The sequence below is a fragment of the Paenibacillus sp. Y412MC10 genome, from assembly GCF_000024685.1.
In the GTDB taxonomy this organism is placed as follows: domain Bacteria; phylum Bacillota; class Bacilli; order Paenibacillales; family Paenibacillaceae; genus Paenibacillus_AQ; species Paenibacillus_AQ lautus_A.
On sequence record NC_013406.1, the window covers coordinates 1,303,754 to 1,326,881 of the forward strand.

A 23,128-nucleotide genomic window follows, 5' to 3' on the forward strand; every position below is an offset into this window, starting at 1 on the left:
GCTTATGAATACTATTCTTGAATTGCTGTTAACCCTTACCGTTGCTGGAAGTGCTGTTGTAGCCTGCATTCTTGTACTGAGGATCGTATTCGTCAATACCTTTCCCACAAAGTGGCGCTATGGAATTGGCAAAATGGCAGTAGTCTTTTATCTTTTACCCGTCGTCCTTGGTATTCGGTGGATCTCACCGCTTTTTACATTTAGTGCAACAGCAACCGTTCCCATTGTGAACGAGTTGCCTTCGACTGTGCAACATGCGATGCCCGGTCCATATTCAGGGACTGGTTTGGAGCCGCTTATTCCGGCAAAGACCATTTCAGTAAACGTAGCCCTGCCCCTTATTGTCTTATGGGCAATCGGCGCTATAGCTTTTGCTGCATGGCAGATGTATTGTTATCGCAGATTTTTAAAGAAACTAGAACATTCGCGTGTCACCGTTCCGATAAGCAGCGAAGCAGCGAAACAGCTTTCCTTCATCAAGGAAGCTCTTGGTGTGAAAAGCAGCGTCGGGCTTGCCCACAGCTCCATCATTCGGAGCCCTGTACTTGTCGGCCTGTGGAAACCAACCATTTATTTCCCTATAGAGAATACCGTTAACATGGACATGGTAATCCGTCATGAGTTGATCCATCTGAAACGGAAAGATTTATGGGTCAAAGCGTTCACGCTCGGAGCAAGCGCCCTGCATTGGTTTAACCCTTTGGTGCATATTCTTCGCAAGGACCTTCATGTATGGAGCGAGTTGTCTTGCGATGAAGAAGTCGTAAAAGAGATGTCCTATGCCGAGCGGAAACGCTATGGGGAGACGATTTTAAGCGTCATGGCAGGGTCAAGGAATTTACCCGTGCAATTTATTGCCTCCTTATCCGGTGACGGCAAACAATTGAAAAGGAGATTAATGATGATGCTGAATGTAAAGAAACAAAAAAAGAAAACAATGTATCTCACGTTAACAGCGGTGTTTTTGGTTGCTGTAATTAGCACATCAGCAGCGGCATGGGCTTCTAGCAATACGCCTAAAGTCATTGAAAAAGAGGCTGGTCATGCAGAAGCTCAACCAACAGAAGCGGCCCCTAGAGCGGTACCTTCTAAAGTCGTAGTTGAGAATAAAGGAAACCATGTTGTAGATTATCCCAAAGAAGCTCAACCTGAAGCTGCCGCTGAGAATGAAGAAAACGAGGTTGTAGCTTATCCAGAAGAAGCTCGTCTTGTTGCTGTCGCTGAAGGAAGCAATGTCGTGGATTATCCAACAGAGGCTCGTCCTGCAGCTGTAGTTGAGAAAGAAGGAAGCGATGTTGTGGATTATCCAACAGAAGCTCGTCCTGTGGCTGAAGTTAAGAATGAAGGAAGCAATGTTATAGCTCCTCCAACGGAAGCTGCCCCTTCGGAGATGGTCGTTGAGAGTGAAGGAAACCCAGTTGTAGCTCCTCTAGCAGAAGCTCGTCCTGTCGATCAGGGTTATAAGTCTCATCCAAAGGAGACCCCCCGACTACTTCCATTACGATAAGATCACGACGCTTGAAGAACTTGCTGAGTGTGATTGATGCTGATAAGTGATGCATTCAAACATAAACGATGAACGTTAATTAGAGCAAAAACGAAAGAAGAGGGTTCTCCCTCTTCTTTCGCTTTATATGGAATGGCCTCAGATCGCATTTATAGCTGTAGCTGTAAATGCCAGCCTATGGTACGATGTGAAGGATTGGCAAGCGAGCAAGCTGGCAAATCGTCATACGATCATAGACATGGGATTGGGGATAACATCTTGAAGCAGTTTAAGAAAGTTTACATAGAAATCACGAGCATTTGTAATTTGGCCTGCACGTTCTGTCCGCCGACGGAGCGCAAGGCCAACTTCATTAAAGTGGAGGACTTTGCGAGAAGATTGGATGAGATCAAGCCGCACACGAGTTACATTTATCTGCATGTGAAGGGAGAGCCGCTGCTTCATCCGAAGATCGACGAGCTGCTGGATATCAGCCATGAGAAGGGGTTCAAGGTCAACATCACGACCAACGGCACGTTGATCGCGAAGAACCGGCATAAGCTGCTAGGCAAGCCGGCGTTGAGACAGATGAACTTCTCGCTCCACAGCTTTGACGGACATGTCGGCTCCACGGACCGTGAAGGATATTTGCGGGACATCCTCTCTTTTGTGCGGGATGCGGAGGAGCATAAGGTCATCTTCTCCTTCCGTTTGTGGAATTTGACGCAGGACAACCAAACGAACCTGGAGAAGAGCCGAAACCGCCAGACGCTTGAAATTTTGGAGCAGGAATTCAATTTGGACTACCGCATCGAGGAAAAGGTTGAACCCGGCGGTGGCGTAAGGGTAGCCGAACGCGTCTACCTGAACCAGGATTATGAGTTCCAGTGGCCGAGCTTGTCGGCCCCGGAGGATGACGGCAAAGGCTTCTGCCACGCGCTGCGCAGTCAGGCGGCCATTCTTGTAGATGGGACGGTCGTGCCTTGCTGTCTGGACGGGGAAGGGGTCATCAACTTGGGTAACCTGCATCAGAAGCCCTTCTCGGACATCGTGGATGGGGAGCGGGCGAACAACCTCGTGGACGGATTTTCGCGCCGGGAAGCGGTTGAGGAATTATGCAGAAAATGCGGATATCGGCAGCGGTTTGGGGCTTAATACGGAGGCGGAGGAAAATTCCGCTTCTTTTTTTATGCCGATCTGTGGTATCGTTATATGTTATGACGTAAATATAGATATTCACCATAAAGGAGATCCCATGACATTTGAAAATTTAAATATATCCCCTGTCATTCTCAAGGCTTTGGCCAAGGAGAATTACAAAGCGCCGACGCCTATACAGGCTCAGGCGATCCCGGCTGTGCTGGCCGGCAGAGATTTGCTGGGCTGCGCCCAGACCGGAACGGGGAAGACCGCCGCTTTTTCGGTGCCGATGATCCAGCTGTTGAATCAGCAACCCCCTAAACCGGGCATGGGGCGCCGCATTCGCGCATTGGTGTTGTCGCCGACCCGGGAGCTTGCCCTGCAAATTTCGGATAACGTCAAAGCTTACAGCCAGTTCACCAAGCTGCGTTCGACGGCCATTGTTGGCGGCGTTTCGCAGAAGACGCAGGAGCGAGCGCTTCAGCAAGGAGCGGACATCCTGATTGCGACCCCAGGCAGGCTGCTGGACCTCATGAATCAGAAGCACGTCGATTTGCAGCATGTGGAGATTTTGGTGCTGGATGAGGCCGACCGGATGCTGGATATGGGCTTCATCCATGACGTGAAGCGAATCATCGCCAAAATGCCGAGCAAAAAACAAACGCTGTTCTTCTCGGCCACGATGCCTGCGGAAATCACCCAGCTTGTCCAAACCTTGCTGCACAATCCCGTAAAAGTCGAGATCACGCCGGTCTCCTCTACGGCCGAACGGATCGAGCAATCGGTGTACCTGCTGGAAACCGGGAATAAGCAGCAGCAATTGAATGAGCTGATGAAGGACCCTTCCATCGTGTCGGCATTGGTCTTTACCCGTACGAAGCGGGGAGCTGACCGGGTTGCGCGCGGGCTGAACAAGGTGAATATTACGGCTCAGGCCATTCACGGCGACAAATCGCAAACCAGCCGCCAGACGGCGCTCAACAATTTCAAAAGCGGGGCGACCCGCGTCCTGGTGGCAACGGATATTGCCGCGCGGGGAATCGACATCGACGAGCTGTCGCATGTCATTAACTTCAACCTCCCGAACATTCCGGAAACGTATGTGCACCGGATTGGGCGCACGGGGCGCGCGGGACTGAGCGGGACGGCGATATCGTTTTGCGAAGTGGACGAGGTTCCTTTTCTTCGGGATATCGAGAAGCTAATCGGAAAGTCCATTCCGGAAGTGAAGGACCATGCCTTTCCGATGTCCGGGGCGTTAAGAGCCGCCAAGGTGGACCCGACGCCAAAATCCGGCTCGTCCAAGCCCGGCAAAGGCAGGTCAGCTGCATCGAGACCTGCTAAACCGAAGGCGGATACGGCCCGCAAACCAAAGGCCGACGCGGCACGTAACCCGAAGACGGGTGCACCCCGCCAATCAAGACAAGACGCGGGAATTAAGCCGAAGACGGACGCCGCCCGCCAATCCAAGACGAACTCGGCGCGTAAGCCCATGACGGAAGCCGTCACGAATCCATATTCAGAGATGGCACGCAAGCTGAGTTCGGAAGCAGCTTCGAAACCTAACAACGGCCAGGCCCGGAAACGCAAGTCCGGCGGATTCAACAAGGGAAGCAGAGCCGGCAGACCTTCATAAGTGGAAGCGGCGATTGGGGGATGACTTCTTATCATGGCCAACAGCCATTCATGCATGCCCTAAACCACGCACCATGCGCATGAATTATGCAGCCGTTTCCGACGAACCCATTAAACATAAAAAGCACCCTTTTCCACTTGTGAAGTGGAAGGGTGCTTTTTTTTTCTTGATGCCGCTAGTGAGCTACTCGCTCTTTCTCCCCGCAAGAAACAGAAACAACGGAATTCTGCGCCTGCGCTCATAGGTTTCCTCGTTGACAAAATACGCTCGCACAGGATGGGACTCCCTCAAGTGCTCCACGATAAAGCCGGCTTCCTGCATTGCCCGGAAGTAATCCTCGACGGTTCTATGGTACTTATGAACGGTGCCGCCGAGCCATTGCTGCTCCCGGTAGCCTTGGATGAAGTAGTTGTCCACCACCCAATTCGTTCTGGTGCCGGATGGCTGCAGCGTGGAGGTAATGACGGGATGCTCGACGGAGAAGATGAACCTACCACCTGGCTTCAAGGTCTGGTGAACGCTTCGAAAGATACTCCCGATATCCTGCAGATAATGAAGGGCGAGCCTGGAGAGCACCACCTCATAGGTGTCGCGCGGATACGCATAGTCCTCCATCCTCATGAGTTGAACGGTTGCGTCCTTGTAATCGGCCAGGCTGCTTGAAGCAGCTTCCACCATATTGCGGGAGCCCTCGATTCCGGTATAGGAGGCACACCCTTGTTGAAGCAGTTCCACGCCGAAGCCGGCATCCCCGCATCCCAGGTCCAATACATGAAGGCCCGCGATATCTCCCAGCAGCTGCCAGATGACGGGCTTCTCTAACGTATCGTTGGCATTCTCATGCCACTGCCGCCGTTCCATGTATTTCTCGAAATTCTTGTCGTTGTCGTAAAAATCGGATCCGTGATAGCTCATAGACGCCTCCTTCGGATAACAGCCTAATTCATCTTGATGTACTGTACCATAACGAAGATATGAGATGAATCAATAAGGCAAAAAAATCTTATCTCAGGAAATCCATGATGATGCAAACATGAAACGGCGGCCAAGGTTGAATCGCACCAACCCTGGGACCCCTTCATATGGTACATGAGCCGACTTTTTTATTTGAAAGGGGATATTTCCGATGTACGGCAATTACTATCACGTACCGGGGCGGGTAACCAGGCAGAGAATTTCCATGCAGCAGGCCCAAGAAATTGCGCTGGCCCGCGTGCCGGGCCAAATCGTTCATGTCGATATGGAGCTGGAGCATGGCGTGCTGGTCTACGAAATTTTTATTATGACTTCCGACAACAGGCTGTTCGAAGTGGAGGTCCTCGCGAAATCGGGAAGGATCTTGAAGGTGGAGGAAGAAGACGACGAGGATTAAGGTCTTCAGGCTGAAGAACAAAGCAACCGGGCGAGACGAGGAGAAGCACATCGTTTCGCTCGGTTTTTTAACTGGAGCGTGCTTTTAGTTTCGGTGGCTCCGCCACGTCCGGACAGCGGATAGAGCTAGGCATGGTATTATTCCTCCTTATAGATTCAATGCTGGAACCTATTTTAAGGTCTCCTGTAAGGTGAGAGTCAGTGGTATGATCATATAAAGCAAGATAGAAGAGGTTTATGGAGGGGAGAAAGCTCATGTACATCGTCAATGTGGAAGGTGCCGTGCATAAGGACGGGCAGTGGCTGATGATAACACGCAGCTTGAAGGAAGAGAACGCCGGCGGAACGCTTTCGTTCGTGGGAGGCAAGGTCGACAAGGAAGGCAGCACGCTGGATATTCTGGAGCGCACGGTGAAGCGGGAGCTTTACGAAGAAGTCGGGGTTGAGGTGAAGGAAAACGTTACATATGTCTACAGCTCTTCGTTTGTAACGGGCGATGGCCGTCCCGTCATCAATATGGTGTTCTTGTGCGAGTATAATGGAGGAACGCCGTATTGCAAAAGCCCGGACGAGGTCGATTCGGTGCAGTGGATGACGCTGTCGGAAATTAGGGATCATCCCCAGACACCGCCGTGGACGATGGAGAGCGTGCGGCGGGCGGAGGAGGCGCGAAGGAGGTTCAAATAAGCATGGTTTTCGAAAAGCAAAATCCTAAGAAACGGGGTTAGGGTATGAGCAGCCTATTGCAGGTTCGAGTCACCGGAATTTTGATCGAAGACGAACGGATTCTGCTGGTCAAACAGAGCGTTTCATCGGAACGCGGCTGGTCGCTTCCGGGAGGAAGGGTAGAGCAAGGGGAAACACTGGAGGAAGCCATGATTCGGGAAATGGAAGAGGAGACCGGGCTTGTTACAAAAGTGACGAAGCTTCTGTATTTATGCGATAAGCCGGATTCATCGCCATCCCTCTTGCATATTACGTTTTTGCTGGAACGCTTGGAGGGGGAAATCCGCCTCCCGACGAATGAGTTCGATCTCAATCCTATCGGCGATGTGGTCATGGTCCCGATCGCAGATTTAGCAAACCACGGGTTTACCGAGAAGTTTATGACGATCGTTCAGCGCGGATTTCCGGAGTCAGGAAGCTATCAAGGGCTCAAACGCAATATTGGATTATAGGGAGGTGCCGATCCTATGAAAAAGATATACATCGTACGCCATTGCCAAGCGGAGGGACAAGCGGCGGATGCTCCGTTAACCGAGCAGGGGCTTCAGCAATCGCTTGAACTTGCTGAATTTCTGCACGACAAAGGGATTGACCGTATTGTTTCAAGTTCTTATCGCAGGGCTCACGACACCATTACACCCTTGGCTGATCGCATGGGCGTGGCCGTTATGCTGGATGAGAGGTTGACCGAGCGAATACTGTCGGGGGGAAATGCACCTGGATGGCGGGAGATGCTGCGCAGAACCTATGAGGATCTGGACTTGTGCTTTGAAGGCGGAGAATCAAGCCGTACAGCCATGCATCGTGCGGTAAGCGTAGTCCATGAGGTTCTGCAGAGTTCAAGCCGGGATGCCGTTATCGTATCCCATGGCAATCTGATTTCGCTTCTGCTGAAGCATTACGATGACCGGATCGGCTTCAACGAGTGGGAGGCTTTCTCCAATCCAGACGTATATGAGCTCAGCTTCCGTTCAGATGTACCGGAAATCCAGCGGATATGGAATTCATAGCCACGAAAGAAGGCGTATGTAAAAAAGACTTCATAAGCATTTATTCCCTATATTTGGCGGTGGCCCGTCCCCTATAATGGAGTTGCACGGATATCCGGCTTGTTCATCCCAAGGATTGAGATTCGCATAACAAAGAATAATCGCGGCGGAGGCAAGCGGCGTGCATGGGTTCGAAATACCATTGGAGATTATGAAATAAAGGGGATATGAACCATGGCCAAAACAAAACGGGGCCGCGCACTATGGAACATGCCATCGCGCGGCCGCGGCACATGCCCGGTATGCAGCACGTCGCGCATCAAACTTCTCTACGTCGCCAACAAATCGGACGGCACGGCACTGAAGGTATGCAAACGATGCCAGAATGCCGATCAGTCCAGAGTGGACGCAGCGGTAGTGTAAGAAGCGGCTTAGCTGATATCTAGATCGACAGCAACAGAGCAACCGTGTTCCGTACGTGGAGCCGCAACATCCGAAAAACCCGTTCCTTCATGAAGAAGGGCGGGTTTTTTATGGTGCCAGGGCCTTCATTCTCCATGAGGAGGTTTACTTTGTAATTCGGATGGTTTAACATCTGATTTAACAAACTATAAATTAGATGAATGTTAAATTTATATAAGGAGTTGAGTCGATAACCGTGCAATTGGATAAAGTGGTCAGTTATCACAAGGCGCTCGCAGACCCGACCCGAATCAAGATGCTCATCCTGCTTGCGGAAGGCGAAATGAACGGCCAGCTTCTGGCCGAGAAGATCGGCGTCACGCCGGCTACGATTACGCACCACGCGGCGAAGCTGCGGGAAGCGAGCCTCATCAACGAACGCAGGGACAAGAACACGATCTTTTTTTCGCTGAACGATTATTTTATTAAGAACAGTGCGACAGCGACGGAGAATCTGATTTACCAAAGAGTCCGGTCCGAGAGTGTAACGGAAAGCTTGCAGGAAGAGGAACGGCGGATGAGGGATTCCGTAATCAAGAACTTCTTCACCTCCGACGGGAAGCTGAAGAGCATCCCTGCCCAGCTGAAGAAGAAACTCATCGTGCTTACGCATATGGTATCCCGGTTGGAGAAGGGACGGAAGTACAGCGAGAAGGAAATGAACGAGTTTATCAAAGAGTATCATGAAGACTTTGCGACGATCCGGAGGGAGTTTATCATGCATCACTTCATGTTCCGGGACAATGGGGTGTATGAGCTCAATCCGGAGAAGATGTGGGCACGGTGGGAGGATCTGTCCTAATGAAAGAACATTCGCCGCTAACCCATCAACGGATCGAGGATGCCAAAGCGGGGGATTTTGATGCCTACCGGATGATCGTCAACGAGTATTCCAACGCCCTGTTATCCGTTGCGTACAGCGTGCTGGGAGATTTCCACGAGGCGCAGGATGCGGTGCAGGAAGCGTTTCTGAAGTGCTATCGCAACCTGCATACGCTGAACGATCCAGCGAAGCTGGGCAGCTGGCTGTATGCGATCACGCGCCGGACCAGCCTCGATTTTGCCAAACGAAGCAAGCAGGCTCTCCCCCTGCACGAAACGACTCCAGCAGCGGACAATATCACGCCTTGGCTGGAACAATATGTGATCCATGATTCCGTCTGGGGAGCCTTGCAGGGATTGGAGGAGAAGAGTAAATCCGTTGTCGTGCTGCACTACTTAAGCGAGTGGTCCATGAAAGAGATCGGACAGTTCCTTAACATGTCGGTATCTGCGGTTGAAAGCCGAATACGGCGTGCCAGAGAAGTTTTGAAACAGCATCTTGCCCGTGACTTCGAGCATTATTTCCTTACTCATCGTTTGGGGAGGGATTTCGAGCAGCAGGTCTCGGAACATGTCCTTAAGCGAGCCGGTCATTTCTATATTCCAGTCACGGATAAGGGGCAGGCCACCGCCTGGTTTATCCTGCATTTTCATCTGGGAACCAGCAGGCACGGCAATCCCGTGCTGGAATCCGGACAGGAATTGTATTTGCTCGAGTGTCAGCGCCACGTCCCGGCGAGCATGCCTGTACTCACGTTCGAAGCAGCGAGCGTTGGGGAGTTAGAGCAGCGGCTGCATCAACAGGGGATTGGAATGGAGCCGATCAGGGAAGATGCTTTATTCGGCAAATTGCTGGTATTCTATGATCCCGACGGCAATAAGTATCATGCAATTGAACCGAATTGATAAAAAAATGGCTCTCCGTGACGGAATCGGTCCGGTTCCATCGTCTATATATTGAAACCACATTGAACAAGAGGTGAATCGAATGACGATAGACAACCCATTAAACGAAGCGCCCAATCTCCAATCCGTGAACAAGCCGTTGCTAAAGAAGGTTCATTGCAATTATCTCCCGGTAAGGAATCTTCCGCAGGCGGTAAAATGGTACACTGAGCTATTTGGCCTTACGGTGAGAAAATGCGACGATACGGGAGCCATCTTGATCTTAGGGGACGGACAGTGGTTATTCCTGCTGGAAACACTGGATAACCGAACAGCCAACTTCATAACCAACCAATGGGAAGGGGAGAATTATGAGATGTTCTCGTTAACCTTCGAGGTCGAGAATATTACGGAACTGCATAAGCGGCTGCGGGAAAATGGAGCACAGGTCGAGCCGCTGGTAGATCACGGTTCCTGCGGATTGCAGTTCAAATTCAAGGATCCCGACGGCAACAAGTTTAATGTTTGGCAGGATGCACCCACGAGCTGACCCATCGAACCACAAGAATGGAGAGGCGAGCGCTGGCTTGAATGAGTCAGAGGGCTTGCCTTTTTGTATTTTCGCGATTCCGATTGGAAACGGCGGCATCTTATGACGTCTTATGAATGTTCACCCCAGGGCCATCTGTCGTTATAGGTGGTGGTCTAATTCTCTGTTTACGTTTACAATGGGAAATATTAGGGCTAAATCCCAAGTGAGGTGATTGGATGGAAGTTTACCGCTGCATGAACCATCCCGAAAGGCCGGCCGTCGCTCAGTGCACGCGCTGCGGAAAGCCGGTGTGCGACGAATGCCATAATCCGGAGACAGGCCGCTGCCGCTACCGATGCGGCGAAATGAACCCTGCTCCCGGCATGCCCGGACGGTCCAAGAACATTTGGGTGACCGTGATTGTCTCCATACTGGCCATCCTGGGCGGGCTTGCGCTGCTGCTGCTCGCGATTTGCGGAACGATCCTGTTTTCCTATTAAAGAACGCGTTTCGAACTCGAACATGGTCTTATTTTCAACTCAAGTTTTCATTCAAGGAGTGGGCGGATGGAATTTCCTGTTTATGTGTACCTGGGCTCCTGGCGGATTCATCCGCATGTGTTATTTGAATCGCTGGCCTACTTTATCGGCTTTCGGGTGTATTTATGGACCCGCCGGCCGAGCGGCATGACAAAGCTGATGAGCCTGCAGCTTCTGGCCGGCATCATCGCCGGGGCTGCCATTGGGGCCAAGCTGCTGTACTGGTTTGAGGATCCGGCGGCCACTTGGGAACAGCTGCGCCAATTCCATCTCCTCTGGGGTGGCAAGACGATTGTCGGCGGTCTTCTCGGCGGATTGATCGGCGTCGAGCTGACAAAACGCTGGGTGGGCTGGAAGCATTCCACGGGCGATGATTTTGTGTACCCTCTGATGCTGGGCCTGGCCCTTGGGCGAATCGGCTGTTTTCTGACCGGCCTCGACGACCACACCTATGGCACGCCGACAACCTGGTTCACGGGCGTGGATTTCGGCGACGGGATCTATCGCCACCCGACTCAGCTGTATGAGATCCTCTTCCTGATCGTGCTGGCCCTGCTGCTGATGCCGCTGTACCGTCAAAGCCGCGGCAGATCGACTCGCGAGGGCTATGTGTCCGGGCGGATGTTCCAGTGGTTCATGGCCGGGTATCTGCTGTTCCGCCTGGCGATCGAATGGATCAAGCCGACGCCGCATCCTTACCTGGGATTGAACAATATCCAGCTGGCCTGCATCGCGGGCCTCATCTATTACGCATGGCTGATCGGCGGCAGAAACCGGATTCGCCGCTTCACGCCGGATTCCCGTCTTCCAAGCTGACCAAAGGAGTTTTGATTATGCCAAAAAACCGGCCTTATCTGTATCATGAACTGACGAACAGCATATGCACGACCTGTTACCGCAAAGTGGAAGCCAAGATCATCGAGGAGAACGGCATGGTGTATATGCTCAAAAGATGCCTCGTGCACGGTCCGGAAAAAGTACTGATCGCAACCGAGGCCGAGTATTACCATCAGACGCGAAAGTTCATCAAGCCGTCCGAAATGCCGCTCGTCTGGAATACGCCGATCCGTTACGGCTGCCCTTACGACTGCGGACTGTGTCCGGACCATGAGCAGCACAGCTGCCTCACGCTGCTGGAGATTACGGATCACTGCAATCTGCAGTGCCCGATTTGCTTCGCCGAATCGTCGCCGCACCGCACCTCCTACCGGTCGCTGACACAAATCGAATTCATGCTCGACCGGATCGTGGAGAACGAGGGAGAGCCCGACATCGTGCAGATCAGCGGCGGCGAGCCGACGACGCACCCGGATTTCTTCGACATCCTGGATATGTGCAAAAGCCGTCCCATCAAGCATATCATGGTGAACACGAACGGCATCCGCATCGCCCAGGACCGCGATTTTGCGCGGAGGCTGGCCGAGTATATGCCCGGCTTCGAGATTTACCTGCAGTTCGACAGCTTTGAGGAACATGTGCTGAAGGAGCTGAGAGGGGCGGACCTGCGGCGCATCCGCCGGCAGGCCATCGAGCACCTGAATGAATTCAACATCTCCACGACACTGGTCGTCACGCTGAAGAAAGGGCTCAACGACGGCGAAATCGGCGACATCATTCAGTATGGGCTTCAGCAAAAGGCGGTGCGCGGCGTCACCATTCAGCCGATTCAGGCGGCGGGACGGCTGGAGGGGTATGATCCGGCAACCGATCGGCTGACCGTAAGCGAAGTCCGGCGGATGATCATCGACCAGTCCGAAGTGTTTACGGACGCGGACATTCTGCCGGTGCCCTGCCACCCGGACTGCCTCGCCATGGGTTATGCGTTGAAGCTGGGCGGGGAAGTGCTCCCGCTGACGCGGATGATCGACCCGGAAATCCTGCTTGAAGGCGACAGCAACACGATTGTATTCGAACAGGACCCGGTCATCCGGGGCAAAATGTTTGAGCTGCTGTCGACGGGCCACTCGCCGCAATCCTCGGCGCTTTCCCTGAAGAGCCTGCTCTGCTGCCTGCCGCTGGCCGCCGTGCCGGAGCAGATTACGTACGACAACGTCTTCCGGGTCATTATCATGCAGTTCCTGGATGCCCATAACTTCGATGTCCGGTCCGTCAAGAAATCCTGCGTGCATATCGTGCATCCCGACGGGCGGATGATCCCGTTCGACACCTATAACATGTTTTACCGGGATGACAAGGAAGAGCTGCTGAAGGAACTGAAGGAAGAGGTTGCCACCGCATGGGACAGATAAGCCGTTCTAAGGCAATGTACTTCAATTCGAGCTTACATAGGGAGGCGATACATGGTGCAGAACAATAGCCCTGAACCTGAGAAGGTGTCTCCATTTCTATTGGATCAGAACATGAAGATCGATCACGCCGAAGCGGACGAATGGTTATGGTATTCCCCATTGGAAGAGCCATTCCGAGTATCCGGCTTTGCCTGGTTCGACACCGAACGCATCTATCGCAGGCTGCCCGCCGTACCTGAGGTCCCCGTCCGACCGGAGGTGGATACGCTTGCGAACTGCACATCGGGCGGTCAAATCCGCTTCCGAACAAATTCGCGGAACGTATCCGTCCGCGTGCGGTTGACGGCAGGATCCGGCATGTACCATATGCCCCCCACCGGGGAGTGCGGAGTGGATGCGTATATCGGCGGCCCGGGCGAGTGGAAACATGCAGGAACCGCCCGTTTCCAGCCAGGTCAGGCAGAGTATGAGAGCAGCCTTTTCACTGTCGAAGACCGCAAAGCACGCTCGTTCCTGCTCAACATGCCCTTATATCAGGGCGTTGAGGAGATATGGATCGGAATGGAGCCGGGAGCCGAAGTCCTCGCGCCGGACCCCTATGATTCCAGCGCGAGAGTGGTCATATACGGAACCTCCATCACGCAAGGCGGATGCGCGTCGCGGCCCGGCATGTCGTACACGAATATCTTAAGCCGCAGGCTCCATCTGGAGTTTATCAACCTGGGCTTCTCGGGGAACGGCAAGGGAGAGCCGGAGCTTGCCGAACTGGCCGCCCAAATCTCGGAGCCGGCCTGTCTCGTGATTGATTATGAGGCGAATTGCGGAGGGACCGAAGCTTATCGTCAGACCTTGCCGCGGTATATCGAGACCTACCGGAAGTTCCATCCCGAGGTTCCCATCATCCTGGTATCCCGCATCCCTCATGGAGCCGAGTCGTTCATGCCGGAGTTTCGCGAAGGACGGCTTGAACGGAAAAAGTTTCAGATGGAGCTCATTCGGGAACTGACGGAGGCCGGAGACCATAACCTAACGTTTGTGGACGGATCGGATTGGTTAGGCGACGATCCCGGGGAAACGACCGTTGACGGGGTTCATCCGACGGACCTCGGCTTCAAGCTGATGGCGGACCGGCTTGAGCCTGTGCTAAAGCAAGTGATCGGCGATATGGCTGCAGCAGCAAGGCGATAGAACCGTTAACAGGGTAGACACTTAGCGTGCAAACAGCGTAACGAAACGCGTAATGAAACATTCATAAGCTAGAATCGTGAGAGAGCCCGTTCCAGGTTGGAACGGGCTTTTGTCTGCGCCGTCGCTGCATTCAAAAGTTTTAATTGTTTACCTAATAAATGAAATGTTATGATAACAATTAACTAATAACTTATCGATTACCTTAAAGGATGTGTACAGGTTATGGCAGGAAAAGTCACGATGCAGCAAATTGCCGATCATCTCGGCCTTTCGAAGTTCGCTGTTTCTAAAGCGCTTTCAGGTAAATCCGGCGTCAGTCTCGAGACCCGGGAGAAAATCGTGAACGTCGCGACCCAGCTTGGTTATTTTGCCAACAAGTCGCAGAAGGCCGGAAGCAAGAAGAACGAAGCCAGCGCCGACGGCAGCCAAGCCGCTAAGGAGACCGTCATCGTGCTTGTGCCGAATGTCCGCTACCAAACCCGGGATTCCCTGTATTGGGGACGGATTATCGACGGGATCACGAATGAGCTTGAGTCAAGGGACACGGGGATGGTCATCGTGACCGATCAATTCAAGGACAGCTTCGCGAATTTGATTAATCCGAGCGGAGTGAGAGGCATCATCGGCGTCGGATTTATCTCCTCGCAGCTGCTGCTCGAAATCCGCAGCCTGGATATTCCCTTCGTCTTGATCGATCATGAGGATCCGCTGATACCGTCGGATGCCCTGTTCATGAACAATGTGGAGTGCATGAGACGGGTGACCAATTACTTGATCGGCTGCGGGCATCGAACCCTTCAGTTCGTAGGGAACGTCCGGTTCTCGCGCAGCTTCGCCGATCGTTATCAAGGCTATCGCTCCGTCCTCGTCGAGCAGGGGATCCCGCTGGATCAGAACGAGGAGCTACTTAGCTTTGAAGGAGATAACCGCTCCGAGATGACGGAGGCGCTTGAGACCATACTAAGTCGGATAGAGGAGCTGCCTACCGCCTTTGTGTGCGCGAACGACTCCATTGCCATCTGTATCATGACGGTGCTCGGCAAGCTGGGCGCCAAGGTGCCGGCAGACTGCTCGGTTACCGGCTTTGACAATATTGAGGATGCCGCTTATGCCGCTCCGTCACTGAGCACCATACACGTCAACAAGGAGGCGTTCGGACGCAGGGCGGTGGAGATGCTGGCGAGACGGGTGGAGCAGCCGGACAGCCCGCTGGAAAAAATACTCCTGGCCGGCGACTTCATCCTCCGCGAATCCACCGCTTATGCAAAGAAGGTCGACTGACGTGAACCTGCGCGGCTACATTACCCGTCTATGGAAGGAGCGGCCGGCCGGACGCTTGGACCGCAAGCTGTTTGTGGTCTTTCTGTTTCTGATTATCCTGCCGATCGGACTCATCACGTATTTTGCGGCAGAGCGTTATACGGCCACCATCGAGAACAATACGGTCGCCTACGTGTCCCAGCTATCGAGCAAAATGATGGGCAAGCTGGATGATTACGTGACCGATATGATGAAAATTTCGATCATTCCTTCGTACCTCAATGAAATTCAGTCCGGGCTTGAGATGTCCAACCGGCATTACCAGGCGGAAGGGCAGCCGAAGGAACCGGCAAGCTTGAACGAGAGCGAGCTGAAGCTCCAGATTACGCGCAAGGTCGAGCGGAGCATTTATTTCATGAACAACATCAAAGAAGGCACAAGCAACGTATACCTGTTCGACCTTTTCGGCAACCCCTATTACGTGGTCAAAAGCGGCGGCAACCGTTCGAATCTGCAGCAGTACTATGACAACTGGCGCAAACTGGCCACGGAGGCCGGCGGCCGGCCCGTGCTGGTCAGCACGCAGGAGATCGCCGTGTCCGCCGGCAGCAAGCAGTATATGTTCACGGTCGTCCGCGACATTATCGATAAATCGTACCATTCCATCGGCACCATCGTGGTGGATGCCAACATCGGCGTGATCGAGAACATCGTCACCGACCTGGAGGAAACGACGCACGGCACCACCTTCATCCTGGATGACAACGGGACCGTGATCTATGACAGCGAGAAGAAATATTTGTCCCGCAGCATGACCGACAATGCGGCGCTTGCCCAGGCCACTGGCAACGAAGGAAGCTTTCGCCATAAGGTCGACGGTGAGGAGCAGCTTGTCGTTTACCGGAAATCCGAGCAGACCGGCTGGCTGATCCTAATTACGGTGCCGGAGCGGCAGCTGATGCAGGATGCGCTCAAGACCCGCAAGATAACGATCGCGGCGGCTGTCGGCGTTACCAGCTTTGCCCTCATCATTTCATTGATTCTGATCTATGCGCTGACAAGGCCGCTGCGGTCCATCGTCCATCTGATGAAGCAGGTGCAGACCGGCAAGCTGGATGTGGTGTTCCCGGTCCGAAGACGGGACGAAGCCTCGCTGATCGGGGTCTCGTTCAACCGGATGATGGCACGCATCAAACAGCTCATCGACGATATTTACGCGATCGAGAAACGGAAGAAGGAGGCGGAGCTGGAGCGTCTTCAGCACCAGATCAATCCGCATTTTATTTACAATACGCTGGAAACGATCCGGATGACGGCCGTCCTTCACAACGATCAGGAGGTGGGGGATATGGTTCAGCTGTTAGGGCAGCAGCTTCGTTACAGCATTCATGCCGGCAGCGAGGTCGTGGAGGTGAAGCGCGAGTGGGAGCATGTCAAAGCCTACATCGAGCTGCTGAATTACCGGTACGGCGAGCGGTTCGTGCTGACGCTGCCGGATGATCCGGGGGCTGATTCCATTCGGGTGATGAAGCTGCTGTTTCAGCCGATCATCGAGAACGCCGTCAATCACGGCTTCGACGAGAACAAATCCGTGCTGCATCTGACCATTACCTATGCCATGGATGGCATGAACCACGTGTTTACCGTTACGGATGACGGGCTGGGCATGTCGGCAGAAGCGCTTGCGAGGCTGCGCAGCATGCTGGATCAGGCGCAGCCCCCAGGAACGGACGGCCGGGGAGTCGGGCTGCGAAACGTGCACGAGCGGCTGCAGCTCCGATACGGAAGACCCTACGGCCTTACCGTAGACAGCGAGGAAGGACGAGGAACTGCCGTCCGGATTACCTTTCCCGCGGAACATGTAGAAGAACCGAGAACAGGAGGACTTGCAAATGCTTAACATCGCCGTGGTGGACGATGAAGAACGGATCAGGCTGGGGCTTGGCAAGCTGATACGGGACGCAGGCGAGCAATATCGGATCGTGGGGACGTTTGCAAGCGGCCAGGAGCTGCTGGATCAATGGCATGAGCTCCAGCCCGACCTGGTCATTACCGATATCAAAATGCCGCAAATGAACGGGCTCCAGCTGATGGCGAATATCAAGCAGATGGCCAGCCGCACCAAATTCGCCGTGCTCAGCGGTTATAACGATTTCGAATATGCCCGAACCGCCATGCGGCAGGGAGCGCTGGAATATTTGCTTAAGCCGGTCAACATGAAAGAGCTGCTCCGCATGCTGGAGAACGTCGACGAGCTGGTGAAGGGCGAGCAGAACGAGCGCAAGCTGGAGTCGGACGATCTGGTCAGCTTCCTGTTAGGCACGGATCAGCGAACCATGCCGGAGCATCTGTTCGAAGAAGTCTGCGACCGGCTGGATCAGCAGGCGCTGTTCCACGGACATTACGCGGTGCTCCTGCTTCGCACGTTCCCGGAGATCGCGGAAGAGAAGCTGCTGGCGTGGACGTCGGTTTGGAGGACGGAGCGGAGAATCATCGGCTGCGAAGGAGGAAGGCAGGCGATCTTGGCGTCCATCGCAGAGTCGGGCCATGCGGATATGGCGAGAGAATGGGCGGCCATGCTGCTGCAGCAGCTTCCTGCGGGCACTTCGGCGAAGCTGGGCATCAGCGGCGTGTTCAGCGGGAGCCGCTGGCTCCCGCAAGCCTATAGGGAAGCCGCGAGCGTCCTGGAGCAGGCTTGGTACAGCGATGAACGGCGCAACTGCGGAGGCGAAGGCATAGCGGCGGTTCACCGGGAAGAGCGCTACCGGCTTGTCCGTTCCTTGGATAAACAGCTGCTTCCGGCACTGCGTGCAGGCGAGTATGCACGTTTGCCGGCGGCGATGGGCACCTGGCTGGAAGAGACGGCTTCCCTGCGGCCCGGCTGGGCCGAATTGAGGGAAGCTTCCCTGACCCTGGAGTCGCATGTGGCGGAAGAGATGAAGCAGCGCGGCATTGACGCAGGGGATGCAGATTGGAACCTGGAGCCGGGGGACAGCGAGAATTGGCGTTCGTTCGCGGGCCGGCTGAAGCGCGCTGTGGAGGCTGCCGCCGGGCTTCTGGATCAAGGGAAGAGCGAGCATCGGGCTGTCGAGACGATCAAGGCCTATATTCAGCAGCATTACACCGAGGAGCTGGAGCTTCAGCACCTCGCCGACCTGGTCTATCTGACTCCGAGCTACTTGAGCAAGCTGTTCAAGACCGAAACGGGCGAGACGATTACGGACTATTGCATCGCCGTGCGAATCGAGCATGCCAAGCGGCTGCTGAAGGAGGATCACGGGCTCAAGACGTATATGGTCGGCGAACGCGTGGGCTACCCGGACCCGGCTTATTTCAATAAAGTGTTCAAAAAAATGACCGGAAAAACGCCAAAGGAGTACCGCGATTTTGTTAGGTGACTGTTATCTAAACTGAGGACAATAAAAGCAAACAAAGTCTATTATTTTTCGGGGCGCTGTCTTTTATAATGATTGAAAACGGTACCATTTCATCCAGAAAGCGAGGAAGGGAACGTGTTCAATTTCAGTTATAAAACGCAGCGCTATCTTATTCTGTTCGGTTTCCTTGCCATTCCCGTGCTCCTGTCACTGACCTTCTCTTATTATCCGGCGCTCTCGCTGTTGTATTACAGCTTGACGGACTGGTCGGGTCTCGGCTGGGATATGAACTTTATCGGCTTTGACAATTACGTCGAGATTTTTACGAAGCCCGAAGTGTTCAGCTCACTCAAGAACAATCTGTATTATCTGATCGGGGGTCTCATCCAGGTCGTCTTTGCCCTCTATTTTGCCGTTATTCTGACGGGCAAGCTGAAGGGGAGAAACGGCTTCCGGGTCGCCTTGTTCCTGCCGTACGTGCTGCACAGCGTGGCTACGGTGATCATGTTCAAGAACGTGTACCACATGGAATACGGATCGCTGAATACGCTGCTCGGCGCGCTGGGACTCGAATCCTGGCAGCAGAGCTGGCTGGGCGATAAAGGGATCGTGAATTTTGCGCTGGCCTTCATCTCGATGTGGAAGTACATGGGGCTGAACATGGTCATCTTTATCGGGGCGCTGCAGTCGATACCGGGCGACCTGTACGAGGCAGCATCCATCGACGGGGCATCGGGCTGGCAGAAGTTCCGTTACATCACCTTGCCTAGCATCCGGGGCGTGCTGGAGCTGATGCTGATCCTCACCTTGACGGGCGCGCTCGAAGCGTTCGATATTCCGTTTGTGATGCTGCTCGGGGCGAACGATACGTCGACCTTCGTCATCAAGACGGTGGATACGGCATTCAAGTATCAGAACTTCGGACTGGCCTCGGCGATGGCGGTCGTGCTGCTGATCATCGTGCTGCTGTTCATTGTCATCCAGCGGAAGCTGCTGTTCAGGGAGGAGAAGCAATCATGAAAAGGGAAGGCTCGATCGGCTTTAGGATTTTCAATTATTTCACGTTGGTTGTCGCCTTGTTCGTGGTGTTCTTCCCGATTTACTCGATCTTCGTGGGGGCGTTCAAGACCCAGGTGGAGTATTATCAATCCGGCCTCAGCTTGCCTGACAATTTCTTTAACTTCGAGAACTTCAAGCGGGTGATCGACATCGGGGATTTGGGGCTCGGATTTCGCAATATCCTGATCGTATTGGTCATTTCGGTGGTCGGCAACATCCTGTTCGGTACCATGGTCGCTTATGCGGTCGGACGGTTCGAATTCAAGATGAAAAAAGCGATCATGGGCATGTACCTGGTCGCTCAGGTCATTCCGATGGTCACGACGCAGGTGGCTACCTTCAGCGTCATCCAGAGCCTGGGGGCCTACAACACGATGTTTGCGCCGATTCTGCTGTACTTGGGAGCCGACGTGCTCCAGATCGTCATCTATCTGCAATTCGTGAACAGCATCCCGCGGGATCTGGATGAGAGCGCCATGCTGGAAGGGGCGTCCCTGTTCAAAATCTACCGTTCCATCATCTTCCCGCTGCTTGCGCCGGCTACGGCGACCCTGGTCATACTGAAAAGCATTTCGATTTACAACGATTTTTACACGCCTTACCTGTATATGCCGAGCCAAGACCTGAAGGTGGTATCCACCGCGATTTATTCCTTCATCGGTCCGAACGCGGCGCAGCTGAACGTGATCTCGGCAGGCATTCTCATTATTTTCATTCCGACGGTCGTGCTGTTCTTGTTCATGCAGCGGTACATTTTTGCGGGGGTTACGAACGGAGCGGTCAAATAACGAACACTAGACGATGAAGAAGAGGAGACTCGATATATGAACTCGACAAACACGTGGACGGAAAAAGTATGCGGCATGACCTGGGGGTGGACCGGCGTACGGGGTTCCTGGACGGGACCCGAGGCGGAATTCTCCATGGAACGCATGGCGGACATGGACGTGAATTGGGTGGCCATCGCGCTGTCGGCCGTGCAGGCAACGCCGCAGTCGACGGAAATCCCGTTCCGGGAGGAACCGACGGTGACGGACGATGAGGTGCGATGGGCTATCCGCAAGGCGAAGAGCCTGGGCCTCAAGGTGTGCTTGAAGCCGGTCGTGAACGTCGCGAACGGAACGTGGAGGGCCCATATTAACTTCTTCGACGAGGAGGTTCCGGGTGAACCGAGCTGGGCGGAATGGTTCCGCTCCTATGGGGAGTTCATTCGCCATTATGCCGAAATCGCGGAGGAAGAGCGATGCGAGATGCTGTGCGTGGGCTGCGAGATGGTGCAGGCCGACAAGCGGGACGCGGAGTGGCGGGCCCTGATTGCAGATGTACGAAACGTCTACGGCGGGCTGGTGACGTATAATTGCGATAAATATCAAGAGGAGCGCGTGGGCTGGTGGGATGCGGTAGACATCATCTCCTCCAGCGGCTATTATCCGATCGACCAGTGGGAGGAGCAATTGGATCGGATCGAAGGCACGGTCCGCCGATGGAACAAGCCGTTCTTCTTCATGGAAGCCGGCTGTCCGAGCCGCGAGGGCTCCGCGGCCCGCCCGAACGATTGGTCGCTGCCCGGCGGCCCGTCGGAGGAGGAGCAGCGGCAGTATTATGAAGCGATGTTCGCTGCTTGCGCCAAGCGGGAGTGGATGCAGGGGTACATGCTGTGGGATTGGCCGGCGCGGCTGTATGGCGTGGAGGAAGCGTCCCTGAACGATGATTATTGCATGTACGGCAAGTTGGCCGAGGAGACGGTGAAGACATTTTATGCGGCCGGCATCCGGGTTTAATGCTGGATCGGACGGGCGTACCGGCTCGGTGCGCAAGGTAGCTGAACATAAACATAGGGTTAACATCGCACCGCACGTTGTTAGGACGTACGGTGCGATTTTTGCTGTCGGCCGCCGAGAAGCAGGTTATATCGAGCCTAACAAGAAAATGATATGTTAGCATAATTTATGACAATAAAAACAAAAACAATTCATTTGTTTTGAACTTGTTAGCGATTATCATTTAAAATGTAAGCGATATCAGTAAGCGCTTCATGAAGATGCGAAGAAACGCAAGTACATTCAACGTACAGGGGGAAGACGAAATGAAAAAAAGATTTACGATGGCATTGCTTCTGCTCTTAACCGTATCATCCATTTTGGCCGCCTGCGGAGGAAATAAAACGAATAACGCAGGCACCGAGGCACCGCCGAGCGGCAACGCCGGCAGCGAGCCGACCGAGGCATCCGGCGAAGCGGAGCTGGGCGGCAAGCTGAAGGTGCTGACGCACCGCACCGACCTGGTAAACGATGGCACGCTGGACAAATACGTGGAAGCCTTCAAAGCGAAATATCCGAAGGCGGAGATTGAATTTGAAGGCTTGACCAACTATGCGACGGACATTCAGGTCCGTCTGACCACGGGCGAGGCCGGCGACGTGCTGATGATTCCGACTGGCCTTGCCACCTCGGAGTACGGCAAGTACTTTGAGCCATTGCCGGATACGATGTTCGAGGACGTTTATTTTGCGGACAATACCCTCTTCGAAGGGAAACGCTATGGAATCTCCACCGGCGTCAATACGCAAGGCATTGTATACAACAAGAAGGCGTTCCAGGCTGCAGGCGTCGACAAAGTGCCGACCACGCTGGATGAGCTGTACGCAGCCGCAGAGAAGCTGAAAGCGGCGGACATCATTCCGCTGTACATGAACTTCGGAGCCCAATGGACGATGGGTAACTGGGCGGATAACTCCGCATGGTACGTGAACGGGGATCCGCAGTTCGCCTCGAAGCAGGTCGCCGAGGAAGCGCCGTTCCAGGTGGATAATGCTTGGGGCATCCTTGCGAATATCGGACGCACCTTCGTGCAAAAGGAATGGGTAGAGAAAGACTTGTACACAAACAACTGGGAGATTTCGAAAGGCGAAATGGCTTCCGGCAAAGCCGCGATGTACTTCCTGGGCAACTGGGTGATTCCGCAGGTGATCGGCGCCGGCGCGGCTTCGGAGGACATCGGCTTCTTCCCGCTCCCGTACGATAATAGCGGCAAGTACAACGCGCCGCTCGGTTCGGATTACTTCATCGCCGTCAGCAAAGACAGCAAGAGCAAAGAGCTTGCTACCGCGTGGGTCGATTTCTTCGTGAAGGAATCCGGCTACGTGGAAGATTCCGGCTTCATGCCGATCATCAAATCGGCGGAGTCCTCCATCTCGCAGCTCGCCGAATTCCAATCGTTCAATCCGACGCTGATCGAGAGCGAAGCGACCGATCCGAAGTTTAACGAGATCGCGAATAAGGCGCAGATTGGCATCGGTACCGGCGATTACGTCCAGGAATATATCGTGGCCGACGATCTGCAGGCTGCGTTCGACAAGCTGAACGCGAAGTGGAAGGAAGCCAAAACCGCACTGGGCTATTAATTCG

23 protein-coding genes are annotated in these 23,128 nt (G+C 53.9%); 22 read left to right on the plus strand and 1 reads right to left on the minus strand.

Annotated features, from left to right (window positions below):
• Window positions 1-4 precede the first annotated feature (4 nt).
• The 3 genes from GYMC10_RS05495 (at window position 5) to GYMC10_RS05505 (ending at window position 4,262) form a co-directional block, all read left to right on the plus strand.
• Window positions 5-1,507, plus strand: a complete 1,503-nt coding sequence (locus tag GYMC10_RS05495) for a M56 family metallopeptidase (RefSeq protein ID WP_012819237.1) — start codon at window positions 5-7, stop codon at window positions 1,505-1,507.
• Between the two features lie 258 nt (window positions 1,508-1,765).
• Entirely contained in the window at window positions 1,766-2,641 is an 876-nt protein-coding gene (locus GYMC10_RS05500) for a radical SAM/SPASM domain-containing protein (protein WP_012819238.1), read from the plus strand.
• Window positions 2,642-2,741: 100 nt separating this feature from the next.
• Entirely contained in the window at window positions 2,742-4,262 is a 1,521-nt protein-coding gene (locus GYMC10_RS05505; RefSeq protein ID WP_012819239.1) for a DEAD/DEAH box helicase, read from the plus strand.
• A gap of 183 nt (window positions 4,263-4,445) precedes the next feature.
• Here GYMC10_RS05505 and GYMC10_RS05510 read toward each other — a convergent pair whose 3' ends face one another.
• On the minus strand, window positions 4,446-5,177 hold the full coding sequence (locus GYMC10_RS05510) for a class I SAM-dependent methyltransferase (protein ID WP_012819240.1): 732 nt from the start codon (window positions 5,175-5,177) through the stop codon (window positions 4,446-4,448).
• Between the two features lie 211 nt (window positions 5,178-5,388).
• On the opposite strand from GYMC10_RS05510, the gene GYMC10_RS05515 reads away from it, so the two are divergent.
• The 19 genes from GYMC10_RS05515 to GYMC10_RS05605 all read left to right on the plus strand — a co-directional run bounded on the left by GYMC10_RS05515 (window position 5,389) and on the right by GYMC10_RS05605 (window position 23,124).
• Complete coding sequence (locus GYMC10_RS05515; RefSeq protein WP_009593165.1) at window positions 5,389-5,634, plus strand: PepSY domain-containing protein; 246 nt, start codon at window positions 5,389-5,391, stop codon at window positions 5,632-5,634.
• 254 nt (window positions 5,635-5,888) lie between these two features.
• On the plus strand, window positions 5,889-6,320 hold the full coding sequence (locus tag GYMC10_RS05520; protein ID WP_012819241.1) for an NUDIX hydrolase: 432 nt from the start codon (window positions 5,889-5,891) through the stop codon (window positions 6,318-6,320).
• A 44-nt stretch (window positions 6,321-6,364) separates the two neighbouring features.
• Window positions 6,365-6,811 (plus strand): NUDIX hydrolase, encoded by a 447-nt coding sequence (locus GYMC10_RS05525; RefSeq protein WP_036662132.1) that lies wholly within the window; start codon window positions 6,365-6,367, stop codon window positions 6,809-6,811.
• A 15-nt stretch (window positions 6,812-6,826) separates the two neighbouring features.
• On the plus strand, window positions 6,827-7,369 hold the full coding sequence (locus GYMC10_RS05530; protein WP_012819243.1) for a histidine phosphatase family protein: 543 nt from the start codon (window positions 6,827-6,829) through the stop codon (window positions 7,367-7,369).
• A 213-nt stretch (window positions 7,370-7,582) separates the two neighbouring features.
• A complete protein-coding gene (locus GYMC10_RS05535) occupies window positions 7,583-7,771 on the plus strand; it encodes a hypothetical protein (RefSeq protein WP_009593181.1) in 189 nt (62 codons plus the stop codon).
• Between the two features lie 235 nt (window positions 7,772-8,006).
• Window positions 8,007-8,612, plus strand: coding sequence for a metalloregulator ArsR/SmtB family transcription factor (locus GYMC10_RS05540; protein WP_012819244.1), 606 nt, complete (start codon window positions 8,007-8,009; stop codon window positions 8,610-8,612).
• Window positions 8,612-9,538 (plus strand): sigma-70 family RNA polymerase sigma factor, encoded by a 927-nt coding sequence (locus tag GYMC10_RS05545; protein WP_012819245.1) that lies wholly within the window; start codon window positions 8,612-8,614, stop codon window positions 9,536-9,538. Before GYMC10_RS05540 ends, GYMC10_RS05545 begins: the two co-directional genes overlap by 1 nt.
• A gap of 82 nt (window positions 9,539-9,620) precedes the next feature.
• Entirely contained in the window at window positions 9,621-10,067 is a 447-nt protein-coding gene (locus GYMC10_RS05550) for a VOC family protein (protein ID WP_012819246.1), read from the plus strand.
• Window positions 10,068-10,285: 218 nt separating this feature from the next.
• Entirely contained in the window at window positions 10,286-10,549 is a 264-nt protein-coding gene (locus GYMC10_RS05555) for a B-box zinc finger protein (protein ID WP_012819247.1), read from the plus strand.
• A gap of 66 nt (window positions 10,550-10,615) precedes the next feature.
• Window positions 10,616-11,404 (plus strand): prolipoprotein diacylglyceryl transferase family protein, encoded by a 789-nt coding sequence (locus GYMC10_RS05560; protein WP_012819248.1) that lies wholly within the window; start codon window positions 10,616-10,618, stop codon window positions 11,402-11,404.
• A 17-nt stretch (window positions 11,405-11,421) separates the two neighbouring features.
• On the plus strand, window positions 11,422-12,837 hold the full coding sequence (locus GYMC10_RS05565; protein ID WP_012819249.1) for a radical SAM protein: 1,416 nt from the start codon (window positions 11,422-11,424) through the stop codon (window positions 12,835-12,837).
• 51 nt (window positions 12,838-12,888) lie between these two features.
• A complete protein-coding gene (locus GYMC10_RS05570) occupies window positions 12,889-14,025 on the plus strand; it encodes an SGNH/GDSL hydrolase family protein (protein WP_012819250.1) in 1,137 nt (378 codons plus the stop codon).
• 222 nt (window positions 14,026-14,247) lie between these two features.
• A complete protein-coding gene (locus GYMC10_RS05575) occupies window positions 14,248-15,306 on the plus strand; it encodes a LacI family DNA-binding transcriptional regulator (protein ID WP_012819251.1) in 1,059 nt (352 codons plus the stop codon).
• A 1-nt stretch (window position 15,307) separates the two neighbouring features.
• Window positions 15,308-17,185 (plus strand): sensor histidine kinase, encoded by a 1,878-nt coding sequence (locus tag GYMC10_RS05580; RefSeq protein ID WP_012819252.1) that lies wholly within the window; start codon window positions 15,308-15,310, stop codon window positions 17,183-17,185.
• Complete coding sequence (locus tag GYMC10_RS05585; protein ID WP_012819253.1) at window positions 17,178-18,683, plus strand: response regulator; 1,506 nt, start codon at window positions 17,178-17,180, stop codon at window positions 18,681-18,683. The genes GYMC10_RS05580 and GYMC10_RS05585 overlap by 8 nt, the downstream gene beginning before the upstream one ends.
• Window positions 18,684-18,797: 114 nt before the next feature.
• The gene (locus tag GYMC10_RS05590; RefSeq protein WP_009593160.1) at window positions 18,798-19,682 is read left to right on the plus strand and encodes a carbohydrate ABC transporter permease; all 885 of its coding nucleotides are present in this window, start codon (window positions 18,798-18,800) and stop codon (window positions 19,680-19,682) included.
• Complete coding sequence (locus GYMC10_RS05595) at window positions 19,679-20,509, plus strand: carbohydrate ABC transporter permease (protein ID WP_012819254.1); 831 nt, start codon at window positions 19,679-19,681, stop codon at window positions 20,507-20,509. Before GYMC10_RS05590 ends, GYMC10_RS05595 begins: the two co-directional genes overlap by 4 nt.
• Before the next feature lie 36 nt (window positions 20,510-20,545).
• Complete coding sequence (locus GYMC10_RS05600; protein WP_012819255.1) at window positions 20,546-21,502, plus strand: glycoside hydrolase family 113; 957 nt, start codon at window positions 20,546-20,548, stop codon at window positions 21,500-21,502.
• A gap of 305 nt (window positions 21,503-21,807) precedes the next feature.
• The gene (locus GYMC10_RS05605; protein ID WP_012819256.1) at window positions 21,808-23,124 is read left to right on the plus strand and encodes an ABC transporter substrate-binding protein; all 1,317 of its coding nucleotides are present in this window, start codon (window positions 21,808-21,810) and stop codon (window positions 23,122-23,124) included.
• Window positions 23,125-23,128 lie beyond the last annotated feature (4 nt).